Here is a 17953-nt window from a genome sequence, read left to right on the forward strand (position 1 = left end):
AAAGCATTAGATGAGATTCATCACTACTACCGTGAAGGTCACGCCGGTAAGCAAAAACCCCAGCGCCAGCATCAGGCCATCTCTGGCCACCAGCCCCAGCCCAAACAGCGTGAGCGCAAGCCCGGCACCGTTAGCGCTGAACGGAATAAATTCCATGGGCGGCATTGCTAAGGCTACGAGCAGGCAGGCAATGGCCGTGATCCGGATGCCGATATAGCCCGTCATCCAAGCCAAACGCACACCCAGTAAGCTATCTACCCATTTGGCGGGCTTTTTCATGTAGTGCAGCGCTTTATCAAACTTCTGTCGTGATAAAGAACGATTAAGTAGCCATTTAGGCAGCCAGAAGGTTTCTCGGCCTACCAACAGCTGCGAAGAGGTCAGCAGTACCAGGATGGCCATGAGCGTTGGCATACCGGGAATATCGCCAATAATCGGCGCCAGCGTAATCAAGCCTGCCAAGAGCAGCAGTGGCCCAAACGAACGCCGCCCCACTGCATGTACCACGTCATCCACGCTGACCTGCTCTTTTTCCTGCTCCATCTGCTCCATGGTGTGGATCAGTTCGGTTAAGTTCGTCGCATCCTGCGTGTTACTCATGGGCGTTTCGGCGCTCCTTTGCCGTGGGTCTCGTGATGGAAAGAGGGTTCTTCCGGTGACTGGTTAAGCTTGCTGCGAATAAAGTCGCTATGGCTGACATGCAGCAGATCTGCCAGCCGACGAATCCGATGCTCTTCGAGAGGATCCAGCTTGCCGTCGGCCCAAGCCAGCTGCCACATTAAATTGACCAGTTCCAGACGCTGCTCGTAGCCGTAGTGCTGTTTGATCAGGCTGACGAACTGATAGTGATCCACCGCGTCATCGACCTCCGCCTCTGCCAGGGCCATTAACTCGCTGACATCTTGCTCGTTGAGCCGATAGCGCGCCATCAGCATTTGCTTTAGCGCTGCGCGCTCTTCATCACTGTTGTCGTAATCGGCGCGCATCACTTCACACAGCAGCGCTGCCGACGCTAGCTCTAGGGTGAGCGTTTGGTTATCACGCTGTTCAGGCGCGGATAGCACATGTTGGAAGAAAGAGTGAATGGCATCCAGCACGGCGGTCTCCTCATATCAGTGGCTAACCTAGGACTACACGACGCCTTAAGAGTGCCGCCCTAGGCCTCGCCGTTTACTCTTTCCGCTTGGCGAGCTGCTCTTTGAGCTGTTTAGGCACTTGCTTAATAATCAACCGATCCTGAGTTTCGTCATACTCAATGCTGGAACCCAGCAGGTGTGAATCAAAGCTGATCGAGACGCCGCCAGAGCGCCCGGTGAAGCGACGAAACTGGTTGATAGTGCGTTTGTCCGGCGGGATTTCCGGCGAAAGGCCGTAGTCGGCGTTGCGAATATGGTCGTAAAACGCCTTGGGCTGCTTCTCATCCACAAGCCCGGAGAGCTCTTCCAGCGTCATGGGTTCGCCACGGCGCAGCTGCTCGTTGGCGTAATCAACCAGAGTATCGGTTTTTTCCCGGCTGGCGTCGTCGTCTAAATCCTCTTTTTCGACGTAGTCGCTAAACGCTTTCAGCAAGGTGCGGGTTTCGGCAGGGGCATCGATGCCCTCCTCCATGCCCAGCAGCACCGCTACGCCATCGGCGAGCTTTTTACCGCCCCGATCTTTCAGAAACGAGACGTACTGGGTACTTTCCCCACCGCTCTGCCACTGGGTCAGGTTGATGCGGGCTGCCAGGGTGAGTTGGCTCGTGTTCAGTTGGGCGGCAGGCACCGCTTGGTGTGCGTCGTTAAAGCCGATACCTTCCCGCTGGTGAATGAGGGCCATCAGCAGCGTTTCCGTATCGCCCTGTTGTAGATGAGCGATGACCAAGTAACCGCCAACGGAGAGCTGCCCCTGCAGCGTTTGGGCCAGTCGCTCGGCAATGGCATTCGCCAGTTGGGCAAAGGTTTGCTCGTCGGCTTGATACGCCGTGAGCCACGCCACCAGCGGCCCGGCCTGCTCGCCCTGCTCGGCAAAGCGCCCCCAGCCCTTCGCTTTGGTGTTGTAGGTATCGTTTAGCGCATTCACTAGGCTTGCCATCACCGCGTCATCGCCGGCAGCGGCCTCGGCAGGCGGGGCCGTCACACTTAAGCGTTCGCCATCGAGAGATGGCTCAAGGCGGTAAACAGTACTTTGCAGTAGCGGCATAAACAGACATTACCTTTATAAAACGTCGAAGAGGTCACTTCAGCATCAGGGCTTTAAGCGGTAACCGGTGCGGAAAATCCACGCAATGGTGGCAAGGCTTGCCGCCAAAAACAGCAAAATCATAGCCACGCTAGCGCCCAAGCTGACATCGCTAATGCCGTAGAAGCTCCAGCGGAAACCGCTGACGAGATACACCACCGGATTCGCCAAGGTCACGCTCTGCCAAAACGGAGGCAGCATATCGATGGAGTAGAAGCTGCCGCCCAGGAACGTGAGCGGGGTAATCACCAGCAGCGGTACCAGCTGCAGCTTGTCGAAGCCATCCGCCCAGATGCCGATGATAAAGCCCAGCAGGCTAAAAGTGACGGCGGTCAGCACCAGAAACGTCAGCATCCAGAACGGGTGGGCGATCTCAAGCGGCACAAAGAAGCTGGACGTGCCGAGGATGATTAGCCCCAGCAGTATCGATTTCGAGGCCGCCGCCCCTACGTAGCCCACGACAATCTCCAAATAGGAGATCGGTGCCGACAAAATCTCATAGATGCTGCCGGAGAATTTGGGAAAAAAGATGCCAAACGAGGCGTTCGAGACGCTCTGGGTCAGCAGCATCAGCATAATCAAACCAGGAACAATAAACGCGCCGTAGCTCACCCCGCCAATTTCGGTGATCCGCGATCCAATCGCCGCGCCAAACACCACAAAGTAGAGCGAAGTTGAGATCACCGGTGAGACAACGCTCTGCAGCAGCGTGCGGCGAGTGCGGGCCATCTCCGCCATGTAAATCGCACGAACGGGATAGAGGTTCATGAGCGCTCCTTCACCAGGTCAACGAAGATATCTTCCAGCGAGCTCTGCCGGGTGTGTAGATCTTTAAAGCTGATACCCGCCTGCTCTAGCTGCGTTAACAGAGTAGAGATTCCTCGCCCCTCCTCTTCCTGACGGCCATCGTAGGTGTACACCAGCTCATAGCCGTCGGCGGTCAAGCTGAGCTCTTCCTGCGCCAGCGCAGGCGGCAATTCTGCCAGCGGGCTGTGGAGCTGCAGGATGAGCTGCTTGCTGCCCAGCTTTTTCATTAGCGCGGCTTTCTCTTCCACCAGCACGATCTCGCCGCGATTGATGACGCCAATGCGGTCGGCCATCTCTTCGGCTTCTTCAATGTAGTGGGTGGTGAGAATGATCGTCACACCATCGTCCCGCAGCCCGCGTACCACGTTCCACATATCCCGCCGCAGCTCGACATCCACCCCGGCGGTCGGCTCATCCAAAAACAGAATGCGTGGCTCGTGGGAGAGCGCCTTGGCAATCAGCACCCGCCGCTTCATGCCGCCGGAGAGGGTCATCAGGCGGTTGTGGCGTTTATCCCACAACGAGAGCGACTTGAGCACTTTTTCGATATGGGCGGGGTTGGGGGACTTACCAAACAGGCCACGGCTAAAGCTCACCGTGTTCCAGACCGTTTCGAACGCTTCATTGGTGAGCTCTTGCGGCACAAGACCAATCCGCTCGCGGGCTTGGCGGTAATCGCGCACGCTATCGAAGCCGTCGACAATGACATGGCCTTCGCTGGGATTAACCAGGCCACATACCACGCTAATGAGCGTAGTTTTACCCGCCCCGTTAGGGCCGAGCAGTGCAAAAATTTCGCCGCGCTGGATGGTTAAATCCACACGGGTGAGCGCCTGAAAGCCACCTTCGTAGGTTTTATTCAGGCCATCGATAGTAATGATGGGGTCGTTCAAGGCGTGCTGCTCCTTAAAGCTTGGCCATCATTGGCCAAAAAGGATTTATCCGCACCCGGTTGACATGCCGTGCTGGCAAACAACTCGGGCCTCTTGACGCTCAGTTGCGCCGGAGAAACGTCCCAACAATATTCGCTTGACCTCGCCGTGCGGCATGTACCGCGTAATGTCGGGGTCATCAAGCCTTGCCAGGACATTCCGCGCAGCATTGACATCCGCCTGGATCACGTCCCCGTTTGCACGGTAAAACTTGTCGCCACGGCGCTCACCTTCCAGGCGTCCCGTGATCGAGTCCATTTGCGACGTATAGGCGGCGTTCACGATGTCGTGACGGGTGCCACGCTGCTGCGATACTTCGTCGAGCGCCTGGGCCAGCACCCCCTTGGCCCAGTGGCTCATGCGGCGGTTGTAATCCCGCCACTGTACCTTGCCCGCGATGGGCTGAGTCAGGTCTTCCGAAGCGAGAAGCGCCGCCTCGTCCATGATGGTATGAGCCGCCTGATAGGCGATGGTGCGAAGGTGCTGCTGGGTGCGCTGGCGGCGAGCCACTTGCTTCTTCTTACCCAGATTATTGGCGCGGATGCGTTCGGCCTTGGCGATCCGTCCTGCCGCCCGATGCTTCTTTTCCAGGGCGTGCAGGCGATTGCGCGCCTTGCCAGTGGCGGATACCTGATGGCTGTACGCAGTGAGCACTTGACCGAACGACTCGCCATGATGCTGGCCTTGCGAGTCAGTGAAGGCCTCCGTGTAGCCCTTATCGACACCCATTACCTTGTCCCCATGAGGCCGCCCTGGCGGTTTCTCGTAGGCATAATGGATCTCGACCTTTCCCTCCCGAACGATGACGCGCAGATTCTTCTTTTCCAGGCTGACGTTCTTGCCTGACGTCGTGGTGTATAGCGTGATGCTGCCGCCCACCTTTTTGGACAGATGCAATGTAATAACCAGTTGGCCGTCGATGATTCGCTCACTGTGCTTGTCGGAACGGACGACGAACTGGTTACTACACTGGCTTTTGCCATGCCTGAAATGTTTGCGCATCATGCGATGCAGATAGGTATCTTCTAGCCATTTGTCCTGTTTCAGCAGCGTGTAGAGGCGTTTGCGTTCGGTTTCGTCCGTGGTGCGTGCGGCCACGGCCCGGCGCACCTTGTGCTTGGCAGCCGCCTTGTAGGTCAGGATGTCGTTGATCACATCCTTAGTGGATTCGGCGCGAACCGTGCCATCCAGTGGCAAGTCTGTATGCCAGCCACCCTGGGTTATTTCCTTGCGAACGGCGCTGGCGCTCTTGCGAACGGTACCAAGGGCACCGTACCGGCGCCAAAGGTCGGCCCGAATGAACCCCATCGTCCGGCACATCGCCAGCAAACGCGAAAGATCCGGACTCGTTGCATGAAGAATGCGTGTGACGGTGGTCATAACACTTCCTCTCTCGGCTCCCTGGCCGCGGGATAGTCTCCTTACATCGCGGGACAGCTCAGAACCAGCGCAGCGCGATGCCAATGGCACCGCGACATGGCTGCCACGGTGCATGACGGCCTTTAAAAGGTATTAAGTGCGGCTGGTGATTTCGAGCAAGTGATAGCCAAACTGAGTTTGAACCGGCCCGTGAACCTTGTTGAGTTCACCGCTGAAGACGACTTTGTCGAATTCCGGCACCATTTGGCCGGGGCCAAAGCTGCCCAGGTCTCCGCCCTGACGGCCAGAAGGGCAGCTGGAGTGCTGCTTGGCTACATCCGCGAAATCGCGGCCGTTCTCGATCTCTTGTTTCAGTGCGTTGCACTGCTCTTCACTGCTTACCAAAATATGACGGGCGCTGGCACGTGCCATAACGAACTCCTTAATAAAAAACCCAATACGGTAGGCCAGTTTATCACGCTCGCTGCTAGTCGTGACCTAAGGCACCGCTATAACGCAGCGCTTCGCCCACACTCGCCAGGGCACGTTCATGGGCCTGCACCGAGAGCAGACCGCGAGCACAGGCCACGATGACCCAGGGGCCATTGACGGCGTCACCCGCTTGAGAGGCACGCGATGCAATACCGGCATCGCAGCTTCGCCGGTGTTGCGTGCCTGTTTTGTGCGCAAAGGTGAATTCGCTGCCCAAGCCTTGTTTCAAGCGCCGCTCGCCAGATTTAGTTCGCTGCATGATCGCCAGCAGCGTTTGGCGCTGTTCTGCATTCACATCCTCCATACCACCGTGATGCAGGCTGGCCAGCAGGTCGCCATAGGTGCGTAGCGTACCCACGTTTTCACCGGTGGCTTCGTAGGCATCGAAGGCGTGGTCGTAGTCGGGCTGTTCGAAGCTCCCTTCACCCATGCCCAATGTGCGCGCTAAGGCGGCCGGGCGCTGGTTCACACGGTGTTGGCGCAGGGCGATAAAATCTAACCCGCCCAGTTGGCGAGCCTCGGGGTGTAACTGGCCATATACCCCTTGGCGCACTTCCACCAGCTTGCTGATGGGACCAAGGTGCTCCGGCTGGCCGTTGCTGGCGGCGACCATGCGGCGGGCGCGGGCGTTCACGGCATCCAAGCCCACACGGTCAATCAGCATATCCGTGGCGGTGTTATCGCTGACGGTGAGCATCTGCTCAAGCAAATAACGAATCGAGATCGGTGTACCAGGGTCGTGCCAGTTGACCGGCCCAGCGCCATCGACAAAGTCGCTACGTGCCAATGTAAGACGACCATCCAGAGAGAGCTTGCCAGCTTGGCGCTCAGCCAGCACCTGAGCCGCTACGGGCACTTTAATCAGCGAGGCCAAATACCAGGGGGAGTCTGCCTGCCAGGAGTACGCCTCGCCTGTTGCGAGGTTCTGAACGTAAACACCTAGCGCGCCGCCAAACACCTCTTCAATGGCGCTTATTCGCGCATCTACATCGCCTTGCCAAGGGCTCTGTTTATCGACCTCGTAGTACCAGTTCGTACTTGCCAATACCACGGTGCTGGCTGGCAATAAAGCGCACAGCAGCGCTGCGGCTAGCCAGCGTTGAACATGTCGCAACTTTCCCTCCTACCGCTGCTGGTGGCGGGCTATTTGTAACGGGCGATCCAGCGCGTTAGCCAAATCCACAGCGCGGCCCCAAGAATTAACAGCCCACCTACGCCAAGCGCCTGTGGATAGGTGTACATGCTTTCGCCTTCCAGCAGAAAACGCAGCACCAGAAAAATCATCACAATGTGGAAAATAAACGCGTTGAGCGCGTCGCTACCCACCATGGTTAATGGCCGTAGCGCCTTGGCTGCCGTAGCTCCACCAGCGAGTGCAGCGCCTAAAATAATCAGCGCACCGCCCACGCTGTACAGCGTGAATTTGAGCCCAGGCGGGTGCTTGCCATCGTTATTGGCTACCGCCAGCATCGCAGTGGAAACATCGCCTTCGGAAAAGGCTAATCCATAGAACGCTGCGACCATGACAGCCCCCACGCCTACCAGCGCCAGCACCAGCTTTCGCCGCAGCGCCGTATTAAAATAGCAGCGCAGCAAGGCTTCACCGATCAGCAGGCCCACCAAGATTAACGGCGCGCGGCTGAGCTGGCCCCAGGTGTAATGGTATTCATGGTCCACCAGCAGGGCTTTTAAGGTGTCGTTACCGCCAAAGCTCAGCCCCTGCAGCCAAGCGGAAAGCGCGGTTAAGCCAACAATAAGCGCACACCGCCCCCACAACGGTGTACGTGCCCATAATGGAAGTACCAGCGGCACCCACAGCAGGGCGATGGCGTAAAAACCGAGGATTTCTACCCAAATCGCAAAGCGCTGATAAAGCAGCGCATCAACAATATCGCCTGGGGCGTAATACGGCAGCATCTCGACGACCGTCAACGCCTTGTACCAAAACCACACTTCAACCGCGCGCACCCATAGTTTTAACCGCCGCTTTGGCCACGCCTCTGTTTGGGTGGACGCTAAAAACGCCACGGCCAGCGCAACCCCGAAGACCAGGATGAACAGGGAAGAAGAGAACTTAGTGAGAAAATGGACGGGCACCATGCCCCAATCGGGGACGTTGCGTATTCCAATCAGCCCACTCACCGTATGGCTGAGAATCATCAGCCCAATCGCTATACCACGGGCGAGATCCATCGCATCTATACGCCCTTCCGCACGAGGCAGGCGTGGCACTTCTTGCCAGGTAAACACGTTAGCAACGTCCTTGTAGGGTGTTCGTGTTAGGGAAACATTGCTTTTACCATAGCCTATTCCACTAGTGTGCTATTGCGCTTTATTAAACGTTGCCACTCATCCAACACAACAGTGCCCCGCAATGGGCGGGGCACTGTGCTGCTCATCCGTGAGCGTGAGGGGAAGGACTTCCTTTCGCTAAAATGGGTTTACTGGCCGGATGTGTCATCCTTTTCCGTTTCCCACTGCTCCTGCTCTTCCTCCTCCTCTTCGTAAGTAAATTCTTGCTCTTCCTCTTCGTACTCGGTGGTCACGCCTTCAGTAGTCGACCCCTGCTCCTGCTCGGTGTCGTAGGAGTTGTAGGTGCCTTGATCATCCTGCATGGTCTCTTCTTGCGGCGTTGCGGGCTGCTCTTCAGGCTCTTCCATTGCAAACGCGAGCGGGCTCGCTACCAGACCAAATGATACACCCAGGATACCTAACTTCTTGAGAGCTTCCTTTTTCATGGTCGTGCCTCCTAATGGCAACTCTTTCGTTCAATTCAGCGTTAAACATTCAACAACGTTATGTCTTCACGATAGATTCACGATCGATAAGAGCGGCGAGTCATCCTAACCTTTCGCTCTTACCCAACTACTGCAGACGCCATACCAGGGCATGCCAAAAATAAATATAAACTCTATATTTCAACTACTTAATACAAAATTCGTTAACTTAAACAAGGTGAAGCGCGATTTTTAATTAGCAAAATCTTGTTTACGTTTGGCACATGAGCCCCAGCGATTCATGCCACCCCGCACCGCGGCTAACTTGGCATAATAAATAGGTACATAGGGCGAAAGCGTTGGTGAGAAAGGTTGCAAGGCTAGAAAGGCTTATTTTAACCCAACATAACTGCTGGTATCTTTTGGTCACCGTTCACCGTATCGAGAAAATAAATGTCTACCCAACAAGCATCCACGTTTCGTTTAGTTACCCGCAGCGATTTTGATGGTTTGGTATGCGGTGCCCTGCTCAAGCACTTAGGCCTTATTGACGACATCACCTTCGTTCACCCGAAGGACATGCAGGATGGCAAGATTGCTATTGATGCCAACGACATCACCACCAACCTGCCCTACGTGCCCGGCTGCCACCTAGCGTTCGACCACCACCTAAGCGAAACCGTGCGCAACGTTGAGCGTGCCGACAACCACATCATCAATGCAGACGCCCCTTCCGCTGCCCGCGTAGTGTGGGAGTACTACGGCGGCCACGAGGCCTTCCCCGCACGCTGGGACGATATGATGGAAGCCGTCGATAAAGGCGACTCTGCCCAGTTCAACAAAGATGAAATTCTCAACCCGCAGGGCTGGGTACTGCTCAACTTCATCATGGACGCCCGCACCGGCCTGGGCCGCTTCCGCGACTTCCGCATCTCCAACTATCAGTTGATGATGAAGCTAATCGATTACTGCCGCGAGCACACCATCGATGAAATCCTCGCCCTTGACGATGTGCATGAGCGCACCACGCTTTACCGTGAGCATGAGCAGTTAGCAAAGGAGCAAATTGAGCGCTGCGCAACCGTGCACGGCAATGTGGTAGTACTGGATCTACGCAACGAAGAGACCATCTACGCCACCAACCGCTTTGTGATCTACGCCATGTACCCCGACTGCAATATCTCGATTCACGTGATGTGGGGGCTCAAGCAGCAGAACACCGTGCTGGCGATTGGTAAATCGATCCTCAACCGCTCCAGCAACACCAACGTGGGCGAACTGTGCCTAAGCTACGGTGGCGGCGGCCACCTGAATGCGGGCACCTGCCAAGTTGATAATGATCAGGCGGAGCGCGCGTTGGCGGAGATTGTTAAGAAGATTAATGCGGATGGGTAAAACGGGTACTTATCTGTCATAAGTAGAGTGGCCGCTACTGGCGGCCACTCTACTTAGTTAACGCAGGCTACTCAGCGCCAATCACATGCTTCACTTCCAAGTACGCACTCAGCCCCCAAGGGCCTAACTCACGCCCGATACCGCTACGCTTGAAGCCGCCCCAAGCGGTTTCAGGCAGCACGAGCTGCTCGCTGTTGTACCAAATACTGCCTGCCTTCAACTGACGGCCAATGCGCTTGGCCCGCTCCGGGTCGCCGCTGATCACCGTCGCGGCGAGGCCGTAGTCACTGTCATTGGCAAGCTGAATAGCTTCGGCTTCGCTTGCGACGCTGCGACCACAGAGCACGGGGCCGAAAATCTCTTCTTTCCACAAACGGCTCTCTACCGGCACATCGCGGTAAAGCGTGGGTACTAGGAAGTAGCCTTGAGCGGGCAGCATGCGGTGTTGTGCATCGCGTACCACTGTGAGCCCTTCCTGATCGGCAATATCCAGGTAGCGCTGTACTGAATCGCGCTGCTTAACGATGGTTAGTGGCCCTAAATCGGTGCCTTCGGCTAGCGGGTCGCCTAGCGTCAGCGCATCCATGCGTTCGGCAAGCGCAGCGTAGAGTGCTTCGGCTACGTCTTCGTGAACCAACAGACGCGAGGTGGCAGAGCAGATCTGGCCGGCGTTGAAGTAAATACCCGCCATTACCCAATCAGCGGCTTGGGCGGGGTCCGCATCTTCCATCACTAAAATGGGTGATTTACCGCCCAGCTCCAGCGATACGCTCGCCGTGCGCGAGCTGGCAGCCTGCATCACCGCTTCGCCAACGCGGTTACTGCCGGTGAAAGAGATTTTATCCACGCCAGGGTGGTTAGTCAGCGGCGCACCGATGCCCTCGCCGTCACCATTGAGCAGATTTAACACGCCTGCAGGCAAGCCGATTTCCAGCGCGATCTCCGCTAGCACTTGTTCAGGCAGCGGCGTCACTTCTGAAGGTTTAAGTACCGCAGTGCAGCCCGCCGCTAGGGCAGATGCCAGCTTCCAAGCACTGGTCACTAAAGGGAAGTTCCACGGCGCAATCAGCCCCACTACCCCAACCGGGTCATGATACGTACGCGCTTCAACGCCTTCCATGTCGACACTGACCCGCTCCCCTTGCCGGGCATCCAGCGCTTTGGCCTGCTTGGCGTAGTAGCGGTAGCAGGCAATTGCATCGTCTAGGTCAATACCTGCTTCCACCAGTGGCTTACCGTTATTGGTGACCGACAGTGTGATCAATGCCTCTCGACGAGACTCCAGCGCATCAGCAAACCCATCGAGGTAGTTGGAACGTGCGGCCCCACCCAACGCCTGCCATTCAGGTTGGGCCTGCTGGGCAGCTTTAACAGCAGCATCCACATCTGCCGCATCTCCTGCGGTGACCTGAGCAATGCGCTCTTCGCGGTAAGGATTCATCACATCGAGCAACCGTGTACCCTTCGATGCAACCCACTGGTTGTTGATAAACTGATGATTGAGTGTCTGCATGGGAATCCCCTAGTCAGAAAGTGAGCACGCGCGCTGCCAGGCAGCGGCGTCAATTTCGATCAGTAGCGGCCCGGTGGGAACGCGGTTGGCGAGTGCCTGGGAAAGCTCAGCGGGGCTCTCGACCAGCATGCCGGGGCAGCCAAAGCCTTCGGCCAGAGTCAGGAAGTTGGGCGCTTGAATATCCACACCTAGGCGGGCCACACCGTTGGCATCCATATAGCGGCGGATCTCTTCGTAGCCCGCGTTATGCCATAGCACGATGACCACGGGCAGGCGGGCTTCCACAGCGGTGGCAAGTTCCGAGAGCGTAAACATCACCCCGCCGTCTCCCACCAGCGCCACTACGGGTAGATCTGGCCGGGCTAGCTGAGCCCCTAATGCCGCAGGCAGCCCATAACCCAAGGTGCCGTAACCGGTGGATGCATTGAAATAGCGGCGCGGCGCAGGCTGGCTGACGAGGTGATTTCCGGCATACACCGGGGCGGTGGAGTCGCCCACTAGAATGGCGTCAGGTAAGTGGTCGGCCAGTGTTTTATAGAGCGGAACGAAATCGCTAAACGCGGGATCGTTGGCCAAATCTAAAGCGTTCAGAGCAGTGGCGGTCCGCTCGCCGCCCTGACGCTTCAGCGGCTCAGAAAAATGCGTTAGCAGAAGCTCCAAACTGCGCCCGGCATCGCCCACCAAACCAAGCGTGGTGCGCTGATTGCGCACCAGCTGCTCGGGATCAACGTCGATACGAATCAGCGCGCCGTTGAGGTGAAAACCGTCGTCAAAAACGACGTCATAGTCGGTTTCGCCCAACTCGGTTCCTACTGCCAGAATCACATCCGCCTTAGCGGCTAGTGCCCTCACGGCGGGCAGAGCAGCATTGGCTCCTAAGTCCAGCGGGTGATCACGACCCAGCAGCCCCTTGGCGTTCATGGTTGTCACCGTGGGGGCATCCAACTGCTCTACCAGTGCTCGCGCGGCGTCAGGCGCCGACACACAGCCACCGCCCAACAGCAACAGAGGCTGTTTCGCCGCCGTGAGTAGCCGAGCCGCTTCGGCCAGCCCTTCTGGGTCGGGAGCCGCGCGGTACAGCGTGGGCGCTTGCCAGCTAGTCGGAACACTGACGGGCGCATTAAACAGATCGATAGGGATTTCGATATGCACTGGGCCTGGGCGCGCTCCGTTGAAAACGGCAAAGGCGCGGGCCAACACCTCGGGTAGCGTGCCGGCATCCAGCAACGTGTGGCTAAAGCGCGCCACACCGCTGATCATCTGCTGTTGGCTGGGCAGTTCGTGCAACCGCCCCTGGCCTAAGCCCAAGGTATCGCGACGGTTGACACTAGAGATCACCAGCATGGGGATGGAGTCCGCCAGGGCTTGGCCCATGGCGGTGGCAATGTTGGTCATCCCCGGCCCGGTGATAATTAAACACACACCTGGCTGACCGCTGGCACGGGCATAGCCATCGGCCATAAACCCCGCCCCCTGTTCATGGCGCGGGGTGATATGGTCTACCTCACTGCCTTCCAGGCCACGGTACAGCTCCACCGTGTGCACACCGGGAATGCCGAACAGTGCGCGCACGCCGTAGGTATCGCGCAGCAGGTGGATCAACAGGTCGGCGCAGGTCATTGTCGTTGACTCGTTCATACCCGGCCCCTTAGAAGAAAAACGTGTGGGCCATAAAGGCGATGATCGGCAGCGTAATCGCCGTGCGCAGCAGGAATACCACGGCCAGTTCCCAGAACTTGATAGGGATCTTCGACTTGAGCAGCAGCGCACCAATCTCCGACATATAGACCAGCTGCGTCATGGAAAGGCAGGCAATCACGAAGCGGGTCAGCTCGCTTTCAATGTTGGTCGCCAGCACCGCTGGCAGGAACATGTCGGCAAAACCGACGAGTGTGGCAGGGGCGGCCGCCTGGGCTTCAGGAATACGCAGCAGCTCCAGCACTGGCACCATGGGGTAAGAGAGCCAGGTAAACAGCGGCGTGAACTCGGCCAAAATCAGCGCTACGGTGCCAATCGCAAACACCAGCGGCAGCAGCGTCAGGAAGATGTCGATAACGTTAAGCAGCGCCAACCGGGCCAGCTCTTTTGGCCCTGGTGCGCCAGCCGCGCGGCGGGTTGCCTGCAGCAGGCTGTAGCGGAACAGGCCCACGTTTTCGGTGCGTTCTTCGCTTAACTGGCAGCCGACCGGCTCGTAGTACTCATCGGATTTACGCGACAGCGGCGGAATACGCGAGACGATCACCGCGGCGATTAAGCCCGACACAACGACGGTAAAATAGAACGGCACGAACAGGTGGTTGAGGTTGACGAAATTAACCACCAGCAGGCTAAAAGCAATGGAGGCGACAGAGAAGTTCGTCGCAATCACCGAGGCTTCGCGGCCATTGTAGTAGCCCTGCTCGTACTGCTGGGCAGTAATCAGCACGCCTACCGTTCCCGACCCCATCCACGAAGCCGTGGCATCAATAGCACTGCGACCCGGCAGATTAAAAATCACTCGAAACGGCTTGCGCACCAGCGTACCGATAAACTCCATGAAACCGAATTCGACCAAAAACGGCAGCAAGACGGCAGCAAAGAAGAAAAATGTCAGCAGCACCGGCGCTAAATCATTGAGCATGACACCACCGGTAAACGACGCGGTGACAAACTCCGGGCCGAACTGGAAAAAGGTCATGATGACAAAGATGGCACCTAATACCCGCATGGCTATCCAAATCGCGCCCACATTGAACATATCGTGAAAGGGGCCGCTTTTTGCCCAAGCAGGCTGGGCTACTTTGACGTAGAGCGTCACGACCACTGACAGGCACAACACAATCATCGCTATAGCGGGTAAGGCTCCCCCCAGCAGGGTTTGCAGCCCATCCGCCATGATGCCCATACCAATATTGATCGAGTCACCGATTTGGAAAGGCACCAAAAACAGCAATACCCCAATGATGGAAGGGATCAGAAACTTCAGGAAGTGTTGGCTAGGTATGGGGTCCGTCGATGTCGGCTCTTCCGACTGAGTATTGCTATAAGACATACGGTTCACCTGTTGGATGTGATTATTGGAGGTGGGCTGGCGGCGTCCTGAAGGGAAGCGCGGCTCCCCTTCTTATGTTTTGTCATCTGCGCCTTGTTAGGTCGGCGCTTTTTCACGAACACGTGCATGCTAGGTTTAGGCGTTACGCGTTACGCTTGACGCCAGGCAGGACGCAGAGCATTTCATACAGCAGCGTGGCACCCATCAGCGCCGTATTGCCGCTGGGGTCATAAGGTGGCGATACCTCTACCAAGTCCCCGCCTACAATGTTCAAGCCCGCGGCACCGCGCACAATTTCCAAGCCTTGGGCAGAGGTTAGGCCGCCCATTTCCACGGTGCCGGTGCCGGGGGCAACAGAGGGGTCTAAGCCGTCAATATCAAAACTGATATACACCGGAATATCGCCCATTTGTTCGCGCACTTCCGCCATCAGCGGAGCGAGCGAGCGGTGCCAACACTCCTCAGCAGGTACCACGCGGAAACCCTGCTCGCGGCACCAGTCGAAATCTTCAGGGGCGTAACCGGTCCCGCGCAGGCCAATTTGCACGACCTTGTTATGGGCGAGTAACCCTTCCTCCTGGGCACGGCGGAACGGCGTGCCGTGCGCAATGGGTTCGCCAAACATGTGCTCGTTCACATCCGCGTGGGCATCAATATGAATCAGCCCCACCGGGCCATGTTTTTTCGCTATGGCACGCAAAATGGGCAGCGTCAGCGTGTGCTCGCCGCCCAGCGTCAGCGGAATGCAGTCGTGCTTGAGCACGTCGTCATAGAAGGCGGTGATGATGTCGACGCTTTTCGGCAGGTGAAAGGTGTTGATGGGCACATCGCCGATATCGGCTACCTGCAGGCTTTCAAACGGCGCGGCACCTGTTGCCATGTTATAAGGGCGCAACATGCGCGACTCATCGCGAATCTGGCGTGGCCCTAGGCGCGTACCCGGGCGGTTCGATGTACCGATATCCATGGGTATACCGATAAACGCCGCATCCAGCCCTTCAGCACTCTCTTGCGTGGGCAGGCGCATCATGGTGGCAGGCCCTGCAAAGCGCGGCATGGTGTTGCCGCCTAGCGGCTGATTAAAGTCCGACATCGTTCTCTCCTTGGATTTATTGTGGCCAGCCTGACGGCTGATTTATCTAGCTCATACCGCTCATACACAGGTACTGCACAGACCATGCCAAGTTACCCGCGCTGATAAATAGGTAGGTTTCCTGCTTTGTCGATGCAAAAATGAATCGAATAGCCGATGAAACGATGCAAAAATGAATCAACGAGTCATCTTTGCATCATTCTGTTCATCCAACGATATAAAAGCGGCGGCGGTAGACAAAGGAGAGACGCATGAGTGAAATCGACAGGCGCGTACTGCAAACCATTGTGGAAACCGCGAATGACCACTTCTTTATTGTCAGTGGCGACGGTCAGATTATGGATATCAGCCCCGGTGCCGAGGCGGTGTACGGCGTATCGCGGGAGGAGCTGCTTTCCAGCAGCGTTCAGCAACTGCAGGCGGCCGGCGTTTTAAAGCCCTCCATTACCGTAGAAGTGATGCGCACCCGCCAACCTGCCCAGTTGATGCAAATCACCGGCACAGGCCGCCGCGTCATCGCAGAAGCCTACCCGGTGTTCGTCAACGGCAAGCTAGAGCGCATTATCAGCCGCTCGAGAGACCTCACCGACTTACAGCTTCTGCAGGACGAGTACGCCCTGCTGCAAAAACGCTTTAGCGAGCACTTAAAACGCAGCCAAGCCGCGCCCGATGCCGAAGAGCAAGCGTTGGATGACGCGCTGGATAACCTGCAGGTCAGAAGCCATGTGATGCGCGAAATTGCCCTGCTGCTCAAGCGTGTCGCGCCATCGGATGCCAACGTCCTGATGCTCGGCGAATCCGGCGTCGGCAAGACCGCGTTCGCCAAACAGCTACACCGCTGGAGCCAGCGCTGCGACGGCCCATTTATTGAAGTGAACTGCGCGGCAATCCCGGAAAATCTGTTTGAGTCCGAAATGTTTGGCTATCAGCCTGGCGCCTTCAGCGGTGCAGCCCGGCAAGGCAAAGCGGGGCTGTTAGAGCAGGCCGAAGGCGGCACGCTGTTTCTGGATGAAATCGGCGAGCTGCCGCTGTTAATGCAAACCAAGCTGCTCAAGGTCATTCAGGATGGCAGCCTGACACGCCTGGGTGATACGCGCTCCCGCCGGGTCGATTTTCGCTTGGTAGTGGCAACCAATCAGGATTTGGGCAAGCAGGTAGAAGCGGGGCTTTTCCGTCTGGATCTTTATTACCGCCTCAACGTCATTCCCGTCACCCTGCCACCTTTGCGCGAACGACGTGAGGATATTCCCGACCTAGTGGAAGCGTGCCTAAAACGGCTGAACCAGCGCTATGGTCGGCAGAAAATTCTCGGTAATCAAGTATGGTCGACGCTCATGGGCAGCGACTGGCCGGGTAATGTTAGGGAGCTGGAAAACTGGCTGGAGAGAGCTTGGCTTTCAAGCCCCACCGATCAAATTGAAGTGCCTGCAACGCAAGCCTATACCGAACAGCATACCCACAGCTTGGCGAATGTATCTGCCTCACCTTTAGCGGCACCGCTCGCCTCAGGCGAAAGCTTGAAAGAGTACCTAGAGCGGTTAGAGCGGGACGCGCTACAAACATTGTGTCACACGCTGCCCAGCACCTATGCCATCGCCAAACGGCTGGGTATCAGCCAGTCCAGCGTGGTGCGTCGGCTACAGCGTTATGGCATTAAAATCACCCATTAACGCTCCCACACGTCACCCGCCTGCCACATAAGCGTCATTCAACCGCAACATCGCCATCACATGATCCCATTACACGACGCGAAAAGGCGTCGACGAACGCCACTCACGACCAGACAGAGGCCTTGAGCATGAGAGATCATGTCATCTTGATGCAGCAGGGAAATATCGTGCAGGAAGGCACACTTAGCAACCAGACTGACAGCGTAGATGCTGCTAGCGCTACCGGCAGTAGGGTCATGAACTTTTTACCTCTGATAGAGGGCGAACACGGCGCGGTGATTGAGGGTGAACCCTCCCTTCCCGTCGCGCCCAAAGAGGCCGCCGGTGGGTATCTAGGCCTGCACCCCGACGCGATTGAATTACACCCAGCATCAGCGATGGGCATGCCCGCTAAAGTACTCCGCATCGAGCGTTGGGAAGGCGACACGATGGCGCATGTAGCCGTTGGACCTCATGTGGTGCGCGTTCGTTTAAACGGTCATCACCCCATCGAAAACCAAGTCTGCAAGCTTACGTGGACGCCTGCGCTTGCTCAGCTCTTTGATGCGCAGGGAGCCCGCCAAGATACGCTGTTGGCCTTTGCACTTTCTGCCCCTGATCGACGCATTCCCCGACCGCCAAGGGTGGGGTCGTTCCAACATTGATTTGGTCATGACGATCACTTGCTTTCGCTAGCCAAACTCACGTGAGTTTTCGTGCGACAATTCTCCTTCACGCACACGAC

Annotated in this window: 17 protein-coding genes; 3 read left to right on the forward strand and 14 right to left on the reverse strand. The window is 57.1% G+C overall.

Going from position 1 to position 17953, the window contains the following annotated elements:
- Nucleotides 1–6: 6 nt before the first annotated feature.
- From R0J87_RS04530 to R0J87_RS04575, 10 genes are all read right to left on the reverse strand, one after another.
- On the reverse strand, nt 7–600 hold the full coding sequence (locus tag R0J87_RS04530) for an exopolysaccharide biosynthesis protein (protein ID WP_498884610.1): 594 nt from the start codon (nt 598–600) through the stop codon (nt 7–9).
- Nucleotides 597–1097, reverse strand: a complete 501-nt coding sequence (locus R0J87_RS04535) for a tellurite resistance TerB family protein (RefSeq protein WP_498884611.1) — start codon at nt 1095–1097, stop codon at nt 597–599. The genes R0J87_RS04530 and R0J87_RS04535 overlap by 4 nt, the downstream gene beginning before the upstream one ends.
- Nucleotides 1098–1170: 73 nt before the next feature.
- Complete coding sequence (locus R0J87_RS04540; RefSeq protein ID WP_498884613.1) at nt 1171–2181, reverse strand: nucleoid-associated protein; 1011 nt, start codon at nt 2179–2181, stop codon at nt 1171–1173.
- Nucleotides 2182–2226: 45 nt separating this feature from the next.
- Nucleotides 2227–2988: an ABC transporter permease gene (locus R0J87_RS04545; RefSeq protein ID WP_054641238.1), complete on the reverse strand. Its 762-nt coding sequence runs from the start codon at nt 2986–2988 to the stop codon at nt 2227–2229.
- A complete protein-coding gene (locus R0J87_RS04550; protein ID WP_498884614.1) occupies nt 2985–3920 on the reverse strand; it encodes an ABC transporter ATP-binding protein in 936 nt (311 codons plus the stop codon). Before R0J87_RS04550 ends, R0J87_RS04545 begins: the two co-directional genes overlap by 4 nt.
- A 45-nt stretch (nt 3921–3965) precedes the next feature.
- Nucleotides 3966–5339: a nuclease/transposase family protein gene (locus tag R0J87_RS04555; protein ID WP_498884615.1), complete on the reverse strand. Its 1374-nt coding sequence runs from the start codon at nt 5337–5339 to the stop codon at nt 3966–3968.
- 132 nt (nt 5340–5471) lie between these two features.
- Nucleotides 5472–5750 (reverse strand): peptidylprolyl isomerase, encoded by a 279-nt coding sequence (locus R0J87_RS04560; protein ID WP_016915098.1) that lies wholly within the window; start codon nt 5748–5750, stop codon nt 5472–5474.
- A 55-nt stretch (nt 5751–5805) separates the two neighbouring features.
- Complete coding sequence (locus R0J87_RS04565; RefSeq protein WP_498884616.1) at nt 5806–6924, reverse strand: serine hydrolase; 1119 nt, start codon at nt 6922–6924, stop codon at nt 5806–5808.
- Nucleotides 6925–6953: 29 nt separating this feature from the next.
- Nucleotides 6954–8060: a heparan-alpha-glucosaminide N-acetyltransferase domain-containing protein gene (locus R0J87_RS04570; RefSeq protein ID WP_498884617.1), complete on the reverse strand. Its 1107-nt coding sequence runs from the start codon at nt 8058–8060 to the stop codon at nt 6954–6956.
- Nucleotides 8061–8251: 191 nt separating this feature from the next.
- A complete protein-coding gene (locus R0J87_RS04575) occupies nt 8252–8548 on the reverse strand; it encodes a hypothetical protein (RefSeq protein ID WP_054641241.1) in 297 nt (98 codons plus the stop codon).
- Between the two features lie 432 nt (nt 8549–8980).
- Here R0J87_RS04575 and R0J87_RS04580 point away from each other — a divergent pair, with 432 nt between their 5' ends.
- The gene (locus R0J87_RS04580) at nt 8981–9922 is read left to right on the forward strand and encodes an exopolyphosphatase (RefSeq protein ID WP_498884619.1); all 942 of its coding nucleotides are present in this window, start codon (nt 8981–8983) and stop codon (nt 9920–9922) included.
- A 67-nt stretch (nt 9923–9989) separates the two neighbouring features.
- On the opposite strand, the gene R0J87_RS04585 is transcribed toward R0J87_RS04580, so the two are convergent.
- The 4 genes from R0J87_RS04585 to speB form a co-directional block, all read right to left on the reverse strand.
- Complete coding sequence (locus tag R0J87_RS04585) at nt 9990–11435, reverse strand: aldehyde dehydrogenase family protein (RefSeq protein WP_498884620.1); 1446 nt, start codon at nt 11433–11435, stop codon at nt 9990–9992.
- Nucleotides 11436–11444: 9 nt separating this feature from the next.
- Complete coding sequence (locus R0J87_RS04590; protein ID WP_498884622.1) at nt 11445–13073, reverse strand: 5-guanidino-2-oxopentanoate decarboxylase; 1629 nt, start codon at nt 13071–13073, stop codon at nt 11445–11447.
- A gap of 10 nt (nt 13074–13083) precedes the next feature.
- Entirely contained in the window at nt 13084–14466 is a 1383-nt protein-coding gene (locus tag R0J87_RS04595) for a YjiH family protein (protein WP_404464176.1), read from the reverse strand.
- A 142-nt stretch (nt 14467–14608) separates the two neighbouring features.
- A complete protein-coding gene (gene speB / locus R0J87_RS04600; protein ID WP_404464177.1) occupies nt 14609–15559 on the reverse strand; it encodes an agmatinase in 951 nt (316 codons plus the stop codon).
- A gap of 251 nt (nt 15560–15810) precedes the next feature.
- Between speB and R0J87_RS04605 the strand changes: the two genes are divergently transcribed.
- Both R0J87_RS04605 and R0J87_RS04610 read left to right on the forward strand, forming a co-directional pair.
- Complete coding sequence (locus R0J87_RS04605) at nt 15811–17229, forward strand: sigma-54 interaction domain-containing protein (RefSeq protein ID WP_498884624.1); 1419 nt, start codon at nt 15811–15813, stop codon at nt 17227–17229.
- 128 nt (nt 17230–17357) lie between these two features.
- Complete coding sequence (locus tag R0J87_RS04610; RefSeq protein WP_404464181.1) at nt 17358–17873, forward strand: P-loop NTPase family protein; 516 nt, start codon at nt 17358–17360, stop codon at nt 17871–17873.
- Nucleotides 17874–17953: the final 80 nt, after the last annotated feature.

This window comes from Halomonas sp. SIMBA_159 (assembly GCF_046536035.1).
GTDB lineage: Bacteria > Pseudomonadota > Gammaproteobacteria > Pseudomonadales > Halomonadaceae > Vreelandella > Vreelandella venusta_A.